The organism is Proteus sp. HMSC14B05, assembly GCF_001808035.1.
GTDB classification, from domain to species: Bacteria; Pseudomonadota; Gammaproteobacteria; order Enterobacterales; family Enterobacteriaceae; genus Proteus; species Proteus mirabilis.
Genome location: NZ_KV791980.1, coordinates 1 through 16,598, shown reverse-complemented (window position 1 = coordinate 16,598; position 16,598 = coordinate 1). Strand labels below are relative to the sequence as shown.

The 16,598-nt window shown below is 40.7% G+C and carries 16 protein-coding genes; 8 read left to right on the top strand and 8 right to left on the bottom strand.

Annotated features, from left to right (window positions below; all coding sequences use genetic code 11):
* Nucleotides 1-73 precede the first annotated feature (73 nt).
* From hypA to sugE, 3 genes are all read left to right on the top strand, one after another.
* Nucleotides 74-415: a hydrogenase maturation nickel metallochaperone HypA gene (hypA, locus tag HMPREF3129_RS05000; protein WP_004245415.1), complete on the top strand. Its 342-nt coding sequence runs from the start codon at nt 74-76 to the stop codon at nt 413-415.
* Between the two features lie 8 nt (nt 416-423).
* The gene (hybG, locus tag HMPREF3129_RS04995; RefSeq protein ID WP_004245414.1) at nt 424-714 is read left to right on the top strand and encodes a hydrogenase maturation factor HybG; all 291 of its coding nucleotides are present in this window, start codon (nt 424-426) and stop codon (nt 712-714) included.
* Nucleotides 715-846: 132 nt separating this feature from the next.
* Nucleotides 847-1,161 carry a quaternary ammonium compound efflux SMR transporter SugE gene (sugE, locus tag HMPREF3129_RS04990; protein WP_004245413.1) on the top strand — a complete coding sequence of 105 codons (315 nt, stop codon included), beginning with the start codon at nt 847-849 and terminating at the stop codon, nt 1,159-1,161.
* 76 nt (nt 1,162-1,237) lie between these two features.
* Here the strand turns inward: sugE and frdD are convergent, their stop codons facing one another.
* From frdD to frdA, 4 genes are read right to left on the bottom strand one after another with little or no spacing between them, the layout of a single operon-like run.
* On the bottom strand, nt 1,238-1,597 hold the full coding sequence (frdD, locus tag HMPREF3129_RS04985) for a fumarate reductase subunit FrdD (RefSeq protein WP_004245412.1): 360 nt from the start codon (nt 1,595-1,597) through the stop codon (nt 1,238-1,240).
* A gap of 14 nt (nt 1,598-1,611) precedes the next feature.
* Complete coding sequence (frdC, locus tag HMPREF3129_RS04980) at nt 1,612-2,007, bottom strand: fumarate reductase subunit FrdC (protein ID WP_004245411.1); 396 nt, start codon at nt 2,005-2,007, stop codon at nt 1,612-1,614.
* Nucleotides 2,008-2,021: 14 nt separating this feature from the next.
* Nucleotides 2,022-2,759: a succinate dehydrogenase/fumarate reductase iron-sulfur subunit gene (locus tag HMPREF3129_RS04975; protein ID WP_004248868.1), complete on the bottom strand. Its 738-nt coding sequence runs from the start codon at nt 2,757-2,759 to the stop codon at nt 2,022-2,024.
* On the bottom strand, nt 2,752-4,548 hold the full coding sequence (frdA, locus tag HMPREF3129_RS04970) for a fumarate reductase (quinol) flavoprotein subunit (protein ID WP_004248869.1): 1,797 nt from the start codon (nt 4,546-4,548) through the stop codon (nt 2,752-2,754). The genes HMPREF3129_RS04975 and frdA overlap by 8 nt, the downstream gene beginning before the upstream one ends.
* Nucleotides 4,549-5,507: 959 nt before the next feature.
* Between frdA and epmA the strand changes: the two genes are divergently transcribed.
* Nucleotides 5,508-6,485, top strand: a complete 978-nt coding sequence (gene epmA / locus HMPREF3129_RS04965; RefSeq protein ID WP_004245408.1) for an elongation factor P--(R)-beta-lysine ligase — start codon at nt 5,508-5,510, stop codon at nt 6,483-6,485.
* Between the two features lie 261 nt (nt 6,486-6,746).
* Here epmA and glpQ read toward each other — a convergent pair whose 3' ends face one another.
* On the bottom strand, nt 6,747-7,826 hold the full coding sequence (gene glpQ, locus HMPREF3129_RS04960) for a glycerophosphodiester phosphodiesterase (protein ID WP_004248870.1): 1,080 nt from the start codon (nt 7,824-7,826) through the stop codon (nt 6,747-6,749).
* A gap of 133 nt (nt 7,827-7,959) precedes the next feature.
* Nucleotides 7,960-9,312 carry a glycerol-3-phosphate transporter gene (gene glpT, locus HMPREF3129_RS04955; RefSeq protein ID WP_004245406.1) on the bottom strand — a complete coding sequence of 451 codons (1,353 nt, stop codon included), beginning with the start codon at nt 9,310-9,312 and terminating at the stop codon, nt 7,960-7,962.
* 380 nt (nt 9,313-9,692) lie between these two features.
* On the opposite strand from glpT, the gene glpA reads away from it, so the two are divergent.
* The 3 genes from glpA to glpC are packed head-to-tail and all read left to right on the top strand — an operon-like array spanning nt 9,693 to nt 13,838.
* Nucleotides 9,693-11,351 (top strand): anaerobic glycerol-3-phosphate dehydrogenase subunit A, encoded by a 1,659-nt coding sequence (gene glpA / locus HMPREF3129_RS04950; protein ID WP_004245405.1) that lies wholly within the window; start codon nt 9,693-9,695, stop codon nt 11,349-11,351.
* The gene (gene glpB, locus HMPREF3129_RS04945; protein WP_036919684.1) at nt 11,341-12,648 is read left to right on the top strand and encodes a glycerol-3-phosphate dehydrogenase subunit GlpB; all 1,308 of its coding nucleotides are present in this window, start codon (nt 11,341-11,343) and stop codon (nt 12,646-12,648) included. The genes glpA and glpB overlap by 11 nt, the downstream gene beginning before the upstream one ends.
* Nucleotides 12,645-13,838: an anaerobic glycerol-3-phosphate dehydrogenase subunit GlpC gene (gene glpC, locus HMPREF3129_RS04940; protein WP_004245402.1), complete on the top strand. Its 1,194-nt coding sequence runs from the start codon at nt 12,645-12,647 to the stop codon at nt 13,836-13,838. Before glpB ends, glpC begins: the two co-directional genes overlap by 4 nt.
* A 156-nt stretch (nt 13,839-13,994) precedes the next feature.
* Here the strand turns inward: glpC and HMPREF3129_RS04935 are convergent, their stop codons facing one another.
* The gene (locus HMPREF3129_RS04935) at nt 13,995-15,098 is read right to left on the bottom strand and encodes a glycerol dehydrogenase (RefSeq protein WP_004245401.1); all 1,104 of its coding nucleotides are present in this window, start codon (nt 15,096-15,098) and stop codon (nt 13,995-13,997) included.
* A 320-nt stretch (nt 15,099-15,418) separates the two neighbouring features.
* A complete protein-coding gene (locus HMPREF3129_RS04930) occupies nt 15,419-16,093 on the bottom strand; it encodes a 7-cyano-7-deazaguanine/7-aminomethyl-7-deazaguanine transporter (RefSeq protein WP_004245400.1) in 675 nt (224 codons plus the stop codon).
* Between the two features lie 210 nt (nt 16,094-16,303).
* Between HMPREF3129_RS04930 and tusA the strand changes: the two genes are divergently transcribed.
* Nucleotides 16,304-16,558, top strand: coding sequence for a sulfurtransferase TusA (gene tusA, locus HMPREF3129_RS04920; protein ID WP_004245397.1), 255 nt, complete (start codon nt 16,304-16,306; stop codon nt 16,556-16,558).
* Nucleotides 16,559-16,598: the final 40 nt, after the last annotated feature.

Here is a 16,598-nt window from a genome sequence, read left to right as displayed (position 1 = left end):
GATCAAGAATAAAGCAACTATGTCCTGATACTATAGTTGCTATTATTTATCCTGCTTCAAGTAAGGTATAGACATGCATGAAATCACGCTTTGCCAGAGCGCATTTGAGATAATTGACTCACAAGCTAAATTAAATAATGCGCAAAAAGTAAAAAGCGTTTGGATGGAGATCAGCGCACTATCTTGTGTTGAAGTCTCTGCACTTGAGTTTTGCTTTGATATTGTTTGTCGAGATACTATCGCACAAGGTTGCCAGCTACATATTGAGGTTATCCCAGCTAAAGCATGGTGTTGGGATTGCCATCAAGTGGTGACTGTTTCGACTTTTAATGCAGGTTGTCCTGCTTGTGGTAGTCAAAATTTGCGGGTTGAGAATGACGATGCAATGCGCATAAAACAAATAGAGATCGAATAGGGGTTGTTATGTGCCTTGGTATTCCAGGTCAAGTTGTTGAAGTGGGAAAAACCATCACTGAAAATGCATTGGTCGATGTTTGTGGTGTTAAGCGTGAAGTGAATATCGCATTAGTTTGTGAAGGCGAGCCTGATACGATGATTGGCAAGTGGGTATTAGTGCATGTAGGTTTTGCCATGAGTATCGTTAACGAACAAGAAGCACAAGAAACTCTTAACGCATTGATGGCGATGGGGGAAGTCGAAGATGATGTGAGTGCTTTTCTCTATGGTGAGGAAAGTACAGCTAAACGTGCTTGAGCAAATTTAATACTATTTGCATGGTTGCTGACTTTTTCTTATACTCTATTTTCACTTTTCAAAGGCTGGGACGACCCAGCTTTTTAATCTGTATATTCAGGGGACGACCCCAATTATCAATAGGGGTAGTTTATGTCTTGGATAATTCTCTTTGTCGCTGGCCTATTAGAAATTGTGTGGGCGGTTGGTCTTAAATACACTCATGGTTTTACCCGTTTAACACCAAGTATTATTACGATCAGTGCGATGATCGTGAGTATGGGGATGTTATCGTATGCGATGAAAGGCTTACCTGCGGGTACGGCTTACGCCATTTGGACCGGTATTGGTGCCGTTGGTACGGCTATCTTTGGTATTATCGTTTTTGGTGAATCCGCCAATATTTATCGTTTATTGAGTTTAGCGATGATTGTTTTCGGTATTATTGGTTTGAAATTGGCGAGTTAATTGTCAGTAATATTCACACAGTTTAGCGATAAAAAAAGCCACTCAATGAGTGGCTTTAATTTTATTTATCAAGCGATTATAGTGTAAAAACACCAATAATTGCGATAACACTAATAATTGCTGCAGCACCATAAAATACCCAATTACTAGCAGGTACATGCACTTTAAAATCGTGCAACGTATGGTGAATACGGTGTAATGCACACCAAACTGGCAGAATAATCATTAGTAGTAAGAAAATACGACCAATAAAACCTTGGCTAAATGCCATGATACGATCGTAAGTAAATGCTTCTGGCGCAATACCCATCGGGATTAGAATACCGAGCAGGATAATAATTGCTGGAGAGACAATCGCACTCCACATACCACCTGCACCAAATAATCCCCAGAAAATAGGTTCATCAGAGCGCTTAGGAAGTTGATTCTGATTCATTATTTCCTCCTGGGTTAAACAATTAGCGCCACTGCCAGAATAACGACAGTCACGACGATGGTTAGACCCCATAAACCACGAACGATAGGCTCTTGTGGTAATTTTTCATCTTTAACGACGATATTAACGGCTTTCGGTGCAAGCTTAAACCAAGTGGCCGTATGGAATACCGTTGCGATAAGGGTCACAATATTAATCAGCATCACTATTGGGTTACTTAGGAATCCAACGAATCCCGCCCAACTTTCTGGTCCATTTTTCAGTGCAAATACACCGAACAGTACAACCAGACTGAACCAAAGTTGTGGTAGACAAGTTCCTTCACGGGTGATGTAGAAACGATAGAAACCGAGTTTCGTCCACCAGTTTGGCTGCATACCACGAACATAAGGCTTACGTTTTGTTGTCATGTCTTGTTTCCTCCTTAACGTGGTTTCAGCATGGCAATGACAAAGTCTTGCGCACTGGCTGCTTTACCCTGCTGAATAGCCGCAGCAGGATCCACATGTTTTGGACAGACTTCAGAGCAGTAGCCCACGAAAGTACAAGACCAGACGCCATTTTCACCATTTAATTGAGGCATACGCTCTTTAGCCCCGTGGTCACGGCTATCGGTATTGTAACGTTGTGCTAACGTAATCGCTGCAGGACCAATAAACTCAGGATTTAAACCAAACTGAGGACATGCTGCATAGCATAAACCACAGTTGATACAACCAGAGAATTGGTGGTATTTCGCCATTTGAGCAGGAGTCTGTTTATTTGGACCTTCTGAAGGCTTGCGATCATTTCCTAAAATGTAAGGTTTAATCGCTTCTAAGCTTTCAATAAAGTGAGTCATATCGACGACAAGGTCGCGCTCGACAGGGAAGTTACCTAACGCTTCGATTCTCACCCCATTTGGGTAATCACGCATAAAGGTTTTACAAGCCAGTTTTGGGACTCGGTTAACCATCATGCCGCAAGAGCCACAAATCGCCATACGGCAAGACCAACGGTAAGACAGATCTGGCGCTAAGTTATCTTTAATATAACCCAATGCATCCAATAATGAGGTTTGCTCATCGTAAGGCACATCATAAGTGACGAAATGAGGCGCATCATCCGTTTCGGGGTTATAGCGCATGACTTCCATCTTAACGTGCTTCATGTCATCAGCCATTCGCTTTCTCCTTATTCTGCTTGTCTTGTGCAGTCGCTTCACCACCATAGACACGTTTAGCAGGAGCAGATTTGGTGATCTTCACATCGCTATATTCTAAACGCGGTGCACCTTCTGGGTTATAGAATGCCAGGGTGTGTTTAAGGAAGTTCACGTCATCACGCTCAGTACAACCTTCGTCGAGACGTTGGTGTGCACCACGAGACTCTTTACGATTGATTGCAGAATGCGCCATACATTCAGCGACATCTAAACCAAAGCCAAGCTCAATTTTATACAGTAAATCAGTATTAAAGACGCTACTGGTATCTTTAATTTCTACGTGTTTAAAACGTTCTTTTAGTTCAGTCAGTTTATCAATGGTTTTTTGCATTAATTCAGGTGTACGATAGATACCGCAACCTTCTTCCATGGCTTCACCCATTTCATCGCGGATCTGAGCCCAATTTTCAGAACCTTTTTGGTTCATCAGTTTTTTCAGATTGTCTTCGATGTCACGAGTTTGTGCATCTAATGCTGATGCGTTAGCAGGGGTTGCTTCTTGGGCACGACGAACGGCTTCTTCCCCAGCAAGACGGCCAAATACTACAAGTTCAGCCAGTGAGTTAGAACCTAAACGGTTAGCGCCATGTAAGCCGACAGATGAACACTCACCCACCGCAAACAGACCTTTAATACGTGTTTCTGTGCGCTGATTAGTCTCGATACCACCCATGGTGTAGTGTGCAGTTGGACGAACTGGAATAGGTTCATTAACTGGATCAACACCCACATACGCTTTTGCCAGTTCACAAATGAATGGTAAACGTTCATGAAGTTTTTTCGCACCCAGATGACGTAAATCAAGATGCACGACATCACCACGGTGAGTTTTAATGGTACGACCCGCGCGCCACTCATGCCAGAATGCTTGAGAAACTTTATCGCGAGGACCTAATTCCATATATTTATTTTCGGGTTTACCTAATGGTGTTTCTGGTCCTAGGCCATAATCTTGTAGATAACGGTAACCATCTTTATTGACAAGAATACCCCCTTCACCACGGCAACCTTCGGTCATCAGAATACCTGAGCCCGGTAAACCAGTTGGGTGATATTGCACAAATTCCATATCACGCAGTGGCACGCCATGACGTAAGGCTATCCCCATACCATCACCTGTAACGATACCGCCATTAGTATTAAAGCGATAAACGCGACCTGCGCCACCTGTTGCCATAATGACAGCATTAGCACGAATTTGAACTTTCGTCCCTTCCATCATATTAATAGCAACAACACCACGAGCGTGGCCTTCATCAACAAGGATATCGAGAACGAAATGTTCATCGAAACGTTGAATTTGTGGGTATTTTAAAGAGGTTTGGAACAGGGTGTGTAACATGTGGAAGCCGGTTTTATCGGCGGCGAACCAAGTCCGTTCGATTTTCATCCCACCAAAACGTCGGACGTTGACTGACCCGTCTTCTTTACGGCTCCAAGGACAGCCCCAGAGTTCTAGTTGAGTCATCTCTGTTGGACAATGCTCAACGAAGTAATCAACGACATCCTGCTCACACAACCAGTCACCGCCAGAAACGGTATCATTGAAGTGAAAGTCGTAGGAGTCGTGAGCCTGAGTCACTGCTGCTGATCCGCCTTCTGCTGCCACAGTGTGGCTACGCATAGGGTAAACTTTTGAGATCAGAGCAATTTTCAGTTGAGGATTTGCTTCCGCTGCAGCAATTGCTGCTCGTAAGCCTGCGCCCCCGGCTCCGATTATCGCTATATCGGCATTAAAGGTTTGCACTGCGCTTCTCCATTGTTCAAGTGAAAATTGGAATAATTGTCTAGAATTCAATTCACTGACATTATTAATTTAGTAATGCTATTTTTTTAAGCTATCCGTAACGAAAATGTTTCACTGCCTTGTGACTACGCTTGATAACATCGTTATTATCATTGACTGTAATTTTAGTATAACGAAATGTAAGGTACGGAAATTTGATATGAATGATGGTTTTCCCGTATTTCACAAAAAAAGTGTGATCTACACCAAGAATTCTCGGTTTTACTAATAATTAACCAGATAAACTTGAGCATAAAATAAAATATTTAATTCTAAAATAAAAATAAAGTTAGCAATGAATAATTCGTTTTTAAAGTATAGATAATTTGAATTACAAAGAACAATGGTTTTTTGTTATTGACTGATTTTTAAGGTAAAATAAATTATCTTTAAGCTGTTTTAATATAATTTAATAAAAATATAAACAAATAGTTAAAATAAACTTTTACTATTTATCTAAAACAAATCGATTTGTCTTATTAATTGTTAATAAAATATTAATAAAATCTCTTAAAGATTATAATAGCCATCAAACTTAACGGCGCTAAATATTAAATAGTGCTTAAAATTGATAAAAAATAGACTTATTTTATATAAGAAAAATATGAGTTTATTGTTGAACTTAATTGAGAAAGAGAATTATTCTAATTTTTATTTTTGATACACCGCTGCGCTATTAGTGGCATAAAAAGTTGTTATCGTTATTGTCTTGGGATAGACGTGCTATTGCTAGTGACGAAAAAACGCAAAAAAGTAGATGATTTGTAGAATTGTATTGATTGTATTTATATGTTTGTCGATATTTAATCAATATAATTGGTGGGAATGAAAATATGGTACATCTTTTCTGGAAGAAATTTGTCTGTTGAAGAGGATGCGAGTAAACTGCACGCTTTGTTTTCTGTTGGAGTTTTTCGTTCATGAGTGAAATCGCGGATTGGCAGCCAAGCGCCTCAATCGCCAACTTACTGAAAAAGGCGAAAATTGTCAGTAATATTAGGCGTTTTTTCGCTGATCGTGGTGTTTTAGAAGTTGAAACACCGATGATGAGTCAGGCTACCGTTACCGATATTCATCTATGCCCATTTGAAACCCAATTTGTGGGGCCTGGTGCTTCTCAAGGGCTAAAGTTATATTTAATGACCAGTCCTGAATACCATATGAAGCGTCTATTAGCGGCGAACAGTGGGCCAATTTATCAAATGGGGCGTTGCTTCCGTAACGAGGAAGCCGGTAGATATCATAATCCGGAATTTACGATGCTTGAATGGTATCGACCTTGTTTTGATATGTACCGGTTGATGAATGAAGTCGATGATTTATTACAAGAAGTGCTTGATTGTGAAGCGTCTGAATCGCTCTCATATCAACAAGCCTTTTTGCGCTATCTCGATATCGACCCTTTATCTGCAGATAAAGAAAAGTTACGTGAGGTTGCGGCAAAGCTTGATTTATCAAATATTGCTGACACAGAAGAAAATAGAGATACGCTACTGCAATTACTTTTTGTGTCAGGTGTAGAGCCTCATATTGGTCTTGAAAAACCAACCTTTATCTATCATTTTCCTGCTTCACAAGCTTCCCTTGCTGAAATTAGCTCAGAAGATCATCGTGTTGCAGAGCGATTTGAGGTCTATTTTAAAGGTGTTGAGTTAGCAAATGGTTTTCGTGAATTAACGGATGCTAAAGAGCAACGTCTTCGTTTTGAACGTGATAATCGTCAACGTGTTGCCATGGGATTACCTGAACAACCTATTGATGAGCGTTTTTTAGCTGCGCTTGAAGCTGGATTACCTGAATGTTCAGGGGTTGCTTTAGGCGTTGATCGCCTGATTATGCTCGCACTCGGTGTTGAGCGCATTAGTGATGTGATTGCTTTCCCTGTTTATAGAGCATAATTTATTTGCTAATCAGATTAAAAAGAGAGTTTAGGCTCTCTTTTTTAATATGAATAATATGGAAAAATACGAAAAATTGGTAAACGAGCATTTAAACGAGCATAAAATTAGCCTAAAACACAATATACTGTGATAACAAACGAGTAAAGCGTATGGATAATCGGAGCGATTTTCACTATGAGACACGGTGAGAGTAGCAGAGCAACTCAAGGGAAATTATCCTGCCCTTTATTGATAAGAGCAGGATAACAGAAATAAAGGTTATTTAGCTTGTTTTTGTAAGAACTTAACCCCTAAATCAGGGAAATCAGTAAATACCCCTTCGGCACCCGCTTGGTTATAAATAATGTCATAAAGCTGATCGCCATCTTTGGCATATTTAGGTAGTTTATCCACTCGTACCGTAAATGGATGAATGGTTAACTTGTTGGCATGAGCATCGGCGGCCATACCGGTTAAGGTGATTTTATCTGGTGTCGAGTCTTCTTCTACTAACATATGATAATCAGGGCCAATGCCATCAGCATAAGTCGCAATTTCTTTCATGGCGCCAGGTTTAAACATCCAGTCATAACTGTAGTTTGTCCATGTGCCATCTGGTTGTTTTTCATATGTCTCATTCCAATCGGTATAAGCGATTAACTGAACCAGTTTTAAATCCATCCCCATTTGTGGCATCAATTCTGTTTTAATGCGTTTTAGATCGTTAGGATCAAAGGATTGTAGATAAACATTATCGCTCTTTTGGGTATAGCCATACTGTTTTAAGACTTCGAGAACTTTTTTAGTAATGTCTTTCCCTTCTTGTTCATGAAACCAAGGTGCTTTGATCTCAGGATAAATACCAATATCTTGTCCTGTTGATTTGTTTAAGCCTTGGATAAACTCAATTTCTTCTTGGAAAGTGTGGATTCGAAAATCGGATTTTCCCATTGGGAAACGATTTGGATAACTTTGGACTTTTTTACCGTCAACAATATCGAAACCTTCGGTAAATTTCAGTCCTTTGATCTCATCAAGAGTAAAATCGATAGCATAGTAACGGCCATCTTTTCTTGCTCTGTCTGGATAGCGTTCAGCAACATCGGTGACACGATCGAGATAGTGATCATGCAAGACAACCAGTTGGTTATCTTTTGTCATCACCAGATCTTGTTCTAGATAATCGGCACCTTGTGCATAGGCGAGTGCTTTGGCAGGTAAGGTGTGTTCAGGTAAATAACCGCTGGCACCACGATGGGCAATCACTACTTTATCGCTTGCTGCTTGTGCGATTGTACTTAAAGATAGAGTTAAAAGAACGCCCGCCACTAACGGTTTCAGTTTGAAAGGTGTACTCATAAAGTTGCTCCATTTTCATTTTCGTACAATAAAGCTATGTACAGTTGGCAATAAAAAAGCCACATCAGAAAGTTGATGTGGCTTGATTTTTAGAGATGAGATTTAATCAATTTCATAAATAATCAGTTAATGATTATTCATACTTCTGTGACATTTCACGTTTGTGTTTGGTTTCATTTATCATCACGATAAGTAATAACACAACAGATAATACACTACCGCCGATCATGACCATAAAGCCACCGTCCCAACCGAAGTAGTCAACGGTATAACCTACGATAGCACTTGCCGCAACAGAACCCCCTAAGTAACCGAATAGACCGGTGAAGCCTGCTGCGGTACCCGCAGCTTTTTTCGGCGCTAATTCAAGGGCGTGCAGACCAATTAGCATAACAGGACCGTAGATTAAGAAACCAATGATTAACATACATGCCATATCAATATTCGGGTTACCTGCTGGGTTCATCCAGAATACGATAGTGGCAATGGTTACTAAGGTCATAAAGAATACCCCAGTTGCACCACGGTTACCTTTGAACACTTTATCTGACATCCAACCACACAGCAGTGTGCCTGGAATACCTGCGTATTCATATAAGAAGTATGCCCATGAGGATTTATCCATGGCGAAATCTTTGACTTCGCGAAGATAAGTTGGAGACCAGTCCAATACGCCGTAACGAAGTAAGTAAACAAATACGTTAGCAATTGCAATCATCCACAGAAGTTTGTTAGGGAAAACATACTTCATAAAGATTTCTTTTGCTGTCAGTTCTTGTTCGTCTGTTTCTTTATAATCAGGTGGATAATCGTTTTTATATTCTTCGATAGGAGGTAGACCACAAGATTGTGGTGTATCGCGCATTAATGCAAACGCAATCATCGCTACTAAAATAGCCGCGAATGCTGGCATATATAATGCTGCTTTCCAGTCGTTAAACCATGCCATACCTAACAGGAACAGCAATGGCGGTAAACCACCACCGACGTTATGAGCACAGTTCCAAATAGAGACGATACCGCCACGCTCTTTTTGTGACCACCAGTGAACCATGGTACGTCCACAAGGAGGCCAACCCATACCTTGGAACCAACCACACAGGAACAACAGCACGAACATGATCATAATGCTCGAAGTTGCCCATGGCACAAAGCCCATAATTAACATCACAATGGATGCAAGAATAAGACCTGCGGGTAAGAAGTAACGCGGGTTAGCACGGTCAGAGAATGACCCCATGATAAACTTAGAGAAACCGTAAGCAATCGAGATCCCTGATAAAGCAAAACCCAGATCCCCTTTAGAGAATCCCTCTTCAACGAGGTAAGGCATTGCTAAAGCGAAGTTTTTCCTTACTAAATAATAAGCAGCGTAACCAAAGAAAATCCCCATAAAGATTTGCCAACGTAAACGGCGATAGACAGGATCTATCTGTTCCTTTGGCAGACGCGCTTTATGTGGCGCAGGTCTAAACAGACTTAACATATTAGCCTCCGATGGCTTTTATTTTAATATGTTGATATTAAACAATGACAAAACGAACAACAAAGTAATCAAAAAATTTTCTTTAACGAACGTAATAGTAAACTTGTTGAAGCAAATTTACTGTGAAGTAATACTCAGTTGTCGAATAATTTTTCAAGATGTGTAATTTTGAGTGATATGTTAACTTTATGAAACACTTTCTGGTAAATAATTTGTGATTAGTATCACATATGTCGTTTTAATTTTTCACTCATGAGCGTTTCTCTTTCGTTTTTGCTCATTATCAAACATTAACCACATTTTTTGTGTATCTTATACACTATAATTAACGTTAAAGAATAATTAAGCGTTTGCTGAATGTAATGTGAGAGGGCATCTCTATGATGAGCGGTTCACCAGTGACAGAAACAGATGTCATTATTATCGGCGGTGGAGCTACGGGGGCAGGCATGGCAAGAGACTGTGCTCGTCGTGGATTACGCTGTATCCTACTGGAAAGACACGATATCGCAACCGGTGCAACCGGTCGAAACCATGGTTTATTACATAGTGGCGCACGCTATGCAGTGACCGATCCGGAATCAGCGCGTGAGTGTATAGAAGAAAACATGATCTTAAAACGGGTCGCTCGTCATTGTGTTGAAAAAACGGATGGCCTTTTTATTACTCTCCCTGAAGATTCGTTAGAATTCCAACAAACCTTTATTCAATCTTGCCAAGCGGCAGGTATTGATGCTCAAGCCATTTCACCTGAAGAAGCTATTCGCTTAGAGCCTTCGGTGAATCCTAATCTTATTGGTGCGGTTAAAGTACCTGATGGTACGGTTGATCCTTTCCGCTTAACGGCGGCCAATATGTTAGATGCACGTGAACATGGCGCGCAAGTACTCACTTATCATGAAGTGATGGGCTTGATCCGTGAAGGCGACCGTGTGAAAGGTGTACGTGTTTATGATCATCAATCTAAAAATATGTATGAGATCCGCGCACAAATAGTGGCCAATGCCGGAGGAATATGGGGACAAAAAATTGCAGAATATGGTGATTTAAAAGTCCGCATGTTCCCAGCAAAAGGGGCATTACTGATTTTAGGACACCGTATCAATAATATGGTGATCAACCGCTGTCGTAAGCCTGCGGATGCCGATATTTTAGTGCCTGGCGATACCATCTCATTAATAGGAACCACCTCAACTCGCGTTCCTTATGATGAAATCGACAATATGTATGTCACCCCTGAAGAGGTTGATATCCTGATCCGTGAAGGTTCAATGCTGGCACCTAAACTGGCTCAAACCCGTATTTTACGTGCTTATGCCGGTGTACGTCCTTTAGTGGCCAGCGACGATGATCCTTCTGGCCGTAATGTAAGCCGCGGTATTGTATTACTTGACCACGCACAACGGGATGGACTCGAGGGCTTTATCACCATAACCGGTGGTAAATTAATGACTTACCGATTAATGGCTGAATGGGCCACAAACAAGATCTGTGAGAAATTAAATATTTCAGCAAAATGTACCACGGCTGAAGAGCCATTGCCTGGCTCTCGCCAATCGGCAGAGCAAGCATTGCGTAGTGTGGTGTCGTTACCGGCGCCAATTCGAGGCTCAGCGGTTTATCGTCATGGCGATTTAGCCAATAAACTATTGAGTAATGAGCGTATTGATAAAAGCTTAGTGTGTGAATGTGAAGCGGTCACGGCCGGTGAAGTTCGTTATGCAGTGAATTCTTTAACCGTGAATAATTTGCTTGATTTACGCCGTCGTACTCGTGTGGGAATGGGAACTTGCCAAGGTGAGTTATGTGCTTGTCGCGCAGCAGGATTATTAAATCGTTTACAAGTCACAACGCCTCATGGCTCCGAACAACAACTTGCTCATTTTCTAAATGAACGTTGGAAAGGTATTCGTCCTATCGCATGGGGTAATGCGTTACGTGAAAGTGAGTTTACCAGTTGGGTGTACCAAGGTTTATGTGGCTTAGATGCCGATATGATTGATAAAACAGCTTCAGTGGAGGCCGATGATGAAATTTGACGTTATCATTATAGGAAGCGGATTAGCGGGACTGACTGCGGGGATCCGCCTTGCTGAAGCGGGCAAATCTTGCGCCATTATCAGTAATGGACAAAGTGCGTTACATTTTTCATCTGGATCACTGGATTTATTAACGCATCTTCCTGATGGCACGCCAGTTTCTCATCCGAAACAAGCGTTATCAACACTGGCACAACAAGCACCAGAGCACCCATATAGTCGTATTGGTGAAGCAAATGTCACTCAATTGATAGAGCAAGCGCAAACGCTGTTATCAACAACGAGAAATTTAGACTATAAAGGTAACGGTGATGAAAACCATTACCGTATTACCCCGGTTGGACGTTCTCGCATGAGTTGGATGAGCCCACAGCGCGTGCCGACTTATAGCGTTAATCAACCATTCCCATGGAAAAAAATAGCGGTGGTGGGGATTGAGGGATTCTTGGATTTTCAACCTCAGTTTGCAAGTAGTACTTTAAATGAACAAGGTATTGAGGCCATTCCTTATCACATTCATTTACCTTTATTGGATAGACTACGTGATAATTCAAGTGAATTTAGAGCAATTAATATTGCGCGCTATTTAGATAAGCCTGAAAACACGCAAGCATTAGCAGAAGAATTAATTAAACACATAGATAATAGTGTTGAGGCGATTGTACTACCTGCATGTATCGGGCTAGATGAAGAAGCGCCAGTTAATTTATTACAAGAGTGTGTGGGTAAACCCATTTGTCTATTACCGACATTACCGCCTTCATTATTAGGTATTCGCCTACATCAGGCACTAAAACTGCGTTTTCAACAAGCGGGTGGTTTGATCATGCCGGGTGATCGCGCAGAAGAAGCCGATTTAGTCGGTAATAAGGTTGTCGGTATTCATACCCGTAATCATACTGATATCCCTATCCGTAGCGAGCATGTCGTATTAGCCACAGGCAGTTTTTTCAATAATGGCTTAATTGCGGAATTTGATCGTATTTACGAGCCATTAATGGAATTAGATTTATTAGAAAGTTTACCGCGTAATGAGTGGACACAAGTCAATGTGTTTGCCAAACAGCCTTATATGCGATTTGGTGTTAATACAGATAGTCAATTAAGACCGTTAAAATATGGTGAAGCGTTAGACAATGTCTATGCGGTGGGGGCGCTTTTAGGTGGTTTTGATCCTCTAAACGAAGGCTGTGGTGCAGGTGTCTCCATGATAAGTGCACTCTATGCAGCTCAACAAATATTACAGAGTGATAAATCGCAGCACACCACATCTGCGGCTGTGGAGGCAATACTATGAGTTTACAAGATACCAGTTTTGAAAGTTGTATTAAATGTACAGTTTGTACAACCTATTGTCCTGTGGCAAAGGTCAATCCACTCTATCCTGGACCTAAACAAGCTGGCCCTGATGGTGAGCGTTTACGCTTAAAAGATCCCATGCTTTATGATGAAGCACTGAAATACTGTACTAACTGTAAACGTTGTGAAGTGGCATGTCCTTCAGATGTAAAAATAGGGGATATCATTTCCCGTGCTAAACTTAACTACAATCCTAAAACACCTAAAATTCGTGATGCTATTTTAAGTCATACTGATTTAATGGGAACGCTCTCTACGCCAATGGCGCCGATTGTTAACACTATTACCGGATTAAAACCAGTACGTAAAATCTTGGATAAAGCGCTTAAAATCGACCATCGTCGTGAATTACCCAAATACTCTTTTGGTACATTTAGAACATGGATGAAAAAACAGGTTGAAGAGCAAGCACGCTTTAAAGATCAGGTTGCGTTTTTCCACGGTTGCTATGCTAACTACAATCACCCTCAATTAGGGAAAGATTTAGTTAAAGTATTCAATAAAATGGATATTGGTGTTCAACTATTAAAACGTGAAAAATGTTGTGGTGTTGCATTAATTGCCAACGGCTTTGTGAAACAAGCGAAAAAACAAGCCACCGTAAACCTTGAATCTCTGACAGAAAAAATTGTGGAGAACAATATTCCGGTTGTTGCTACATCTTCTACTTGTACTTTCACTATTCGTGATGAATATGAACATATTCTAGATATTGATACTTCAAAAGTACGAGAAAATATAGAATTAGCAACACGTTATATTTATCGGTTATTGGAAGAAGGGCGTGAATTACCATTAAAACATACCCCATTAAAAGTGGTTTATCATACCCCTTGCCATATGGAAAAAATGGGGTGGGCGGCTTACTCCATTGATTTAATCAAACGTATTCCTGGGGTAGAAGTGATTGTATTAGATTCACAATGTTGTGGTATTGCCGGTACTTATGGTTTTAAATCGGAAAACTACGATGTTGCGCAAGGCATTGGGGCGGGATTATTCCGTCAAATTGAAGAGAGTGGTTGTGATTTAGTCATTACAGATTGCGAAACCTGTAAATGGCAAATAGAAATGTCAACAACCAAAAAATGTGAACACCCAATTAGCTTATTAGCTCGGGCATTGTAGAAAAAATTAATCAGATAACAATAACGTAGTCACTGATCACAATAACAAGCAATTTGGGAATAAAAGTCGACCTTTTATTCCCTTTTTTATTACTTTACATCACATCGTGAGTCAACAGGGTACAGAGCACCCTGTTGGCGCCATTAATATTAATCCTTAATATAACCACTCACGCCCTAATTGGTCTGCTGCCATAATCGCCGCAAACACTTTATCGGAATCAACATCAAATGGCATATTGTAAATTGTTTCACCTTCTGCACAGCTTAATTCTGCGACAGCCATGATTTTTTCATTTAATTCATCACCTGTAGCATGTACGCCTAATTCTTCTAAGGTAACAGGTAAGCCAACTTGAACACAGAAATCGAGTACTTCTTCGATCTCTTCTAACGGGCTATTTTCTAGCACTAGTTGAACTAGAGTACCAAAGGCGACTTTTTCACCGTGATACATTGCATGGCACTCTTCTAATGCAGTGAAACCATTATGTATTGCATGTGCGGCGGCTAATCCGGCACTTTCAAAACCAATACCGCTTAAAAAGGTATTTGCTTCGATAATATTTTCAACCGCAGTAGTACACACACTACGGCTGACGGCCAGTTTGGCTTTATAGCCATCTTCAAGTAGGGTGTGATAACAAAGCTCTGCTAATGCCAGTGCTGCAAGGGTGGTTTTACCTCCAGCCATTGTTTGCTTTTGTGCTCGACTACAGGCTCTTGCTTCAAAATAGGTCGCTAAGGCATCTCCCATCCCTGCCACTAATAAACGTGGTGGTGCTGAAGCAATCACATTGGTATCCATAACAACGATATCAGGATTTTTCGGGTAGAAAAGATAGCTATCAAATGCGCCTAATTCTGTATAAATAACAGAAAGTGCGCTAGTAGGAGCATCGGTTGATGCGATAGTCGGAGAGATCACCACAGGTAACTGGCATTTATAGGCGACGGCTTTGGCGGTATCAAGGGTTTTTCCTCCCCCAACACCAATGATAACAAGAGCGGCTTGTTGTTTGGCTATCTCAACTAAGCGGTCAATCTCTTTATGTGTACATTCACCGTGAAACTGTTCAAAGTGTCCATTGACTTCATACTGTGTCATGCTGTCTTTGACGATGCTGCCAGCCAGATCCATGACAAACTTATCAGCGATAATCAATGCTCTCTCACCCAAAGGTTTTGTATATTTCCCAATATGATATAACGCATCAGGCCCTTGGATATACTTCGCTGGGGATTGAATAACTTTTAACATAATAGACTCCTACTATCTTCAAAAGAGTAAAAAATCTTTATGGCGGGGAATATCATCTTAACCGAGATGGAAAAAAGCTGAGATGATCCAGAATACTATTAATAGTTTAATTGATAATAAAAATATTATATTGAAACGGGTTAATTTTTGTATTGCTAGGCAATAAAAGTCTTACTCTTTATCATTCATCAATAGTAGTGCGGTGTCTTCACTTATTATGCTAAATAATGGTATTTATTGCCGGTAGATCAAGGTATTGGTAAAAGTAAGCTAAGGCTTTATTGTGCAAAGAATAAAGCCTTATTGGGGGAGTCAATCAGCTAAGGACGGATTTGAGCATAGCTTTGTTGTTGATTTTCTTGTGCAAAAAAATAGCGCAAAATAAAGTTCAATAATACGCCATAGGCCGGTAAGAAAAACAGCATACAAATCGTCAATTTAAAAGTGTAATCCACGAGCGCTATTTCGACCCAATTGGCCGCCATAAACGCATCTGTACTGCGATAAAAGGCAATAAAAAAGAAGGCAACAGTATCTAAGAAATTACCAAAAAACATCGCTGCACTTGGTGCAACCCACCATTTTTGTTGCTGTCTTAAACGATTAAAGACAGAAACATCCATAATTTGCCCTAACACATACGCCATAAAGCTTGCTGTCGCTATTCTTGCCACCATGATATTAAAATCATTGAGTGAGGCAAAACCTTGCCAACTTCCTTGGAAAAAGAGTGTTGATATTAGGTAGGAAATAGCTAATGCCGGTATCATAACGGCAGTAATAATGCGTCTTGCCAGAGGGGCCCCATAGATACGAACAGTTAAATCTGTCGCTAAGAAAATAAATGGAAAAGTAAATGCACCCCATGTGGTATGGAAGCCAAAAATAGAAATAGGCAATTGAACAAGATAGTTACTAGAAGTAATTATCAATATATGAAATAACGAAAGCCATAATAGCGCCGCCGCTTTTTGGCGGGAGGTAAACCTATACATAAATTGTACCTTTTTAGTGATTGGGGTGAGGGAACCCAATAAAACGTATGATTTTCTCTCATCAGGAGAGGATGCGCATCATACTCTTGTTGCGCAACAAAAGCAAAGATCGGCGATAACTCAACGTGAAGTTGATGAATGTGCCGTGATGTGCGAGGCAAAGCGAGATATAATAGTGCTATCTGTTAGTGCGAAAAAATGGTTAATACAATGAATGCCCAATTTGATGATGCGACAAAAACATTAGATACCTTAGGACTACGTTGTCCTGAGCCTGTTATGTTAGTGCGTAAAACCATAAGAAATATGGCTCAGGGGGAAACACTGTTGGTGATTGCTGATGATCCGGCGACAGTGCGTGATATTCCCGGTTTTTGTCGTTTTATGGAACATGACCTATTACAGCAAGAGACGCAAGCAACACCTTATCGTTATTTGATCCGCAAAAAAGAGGGTCAGCTGTAAATCAGCTTATCCAAAGCACCGTAAAACCCCGTCCTTCAGG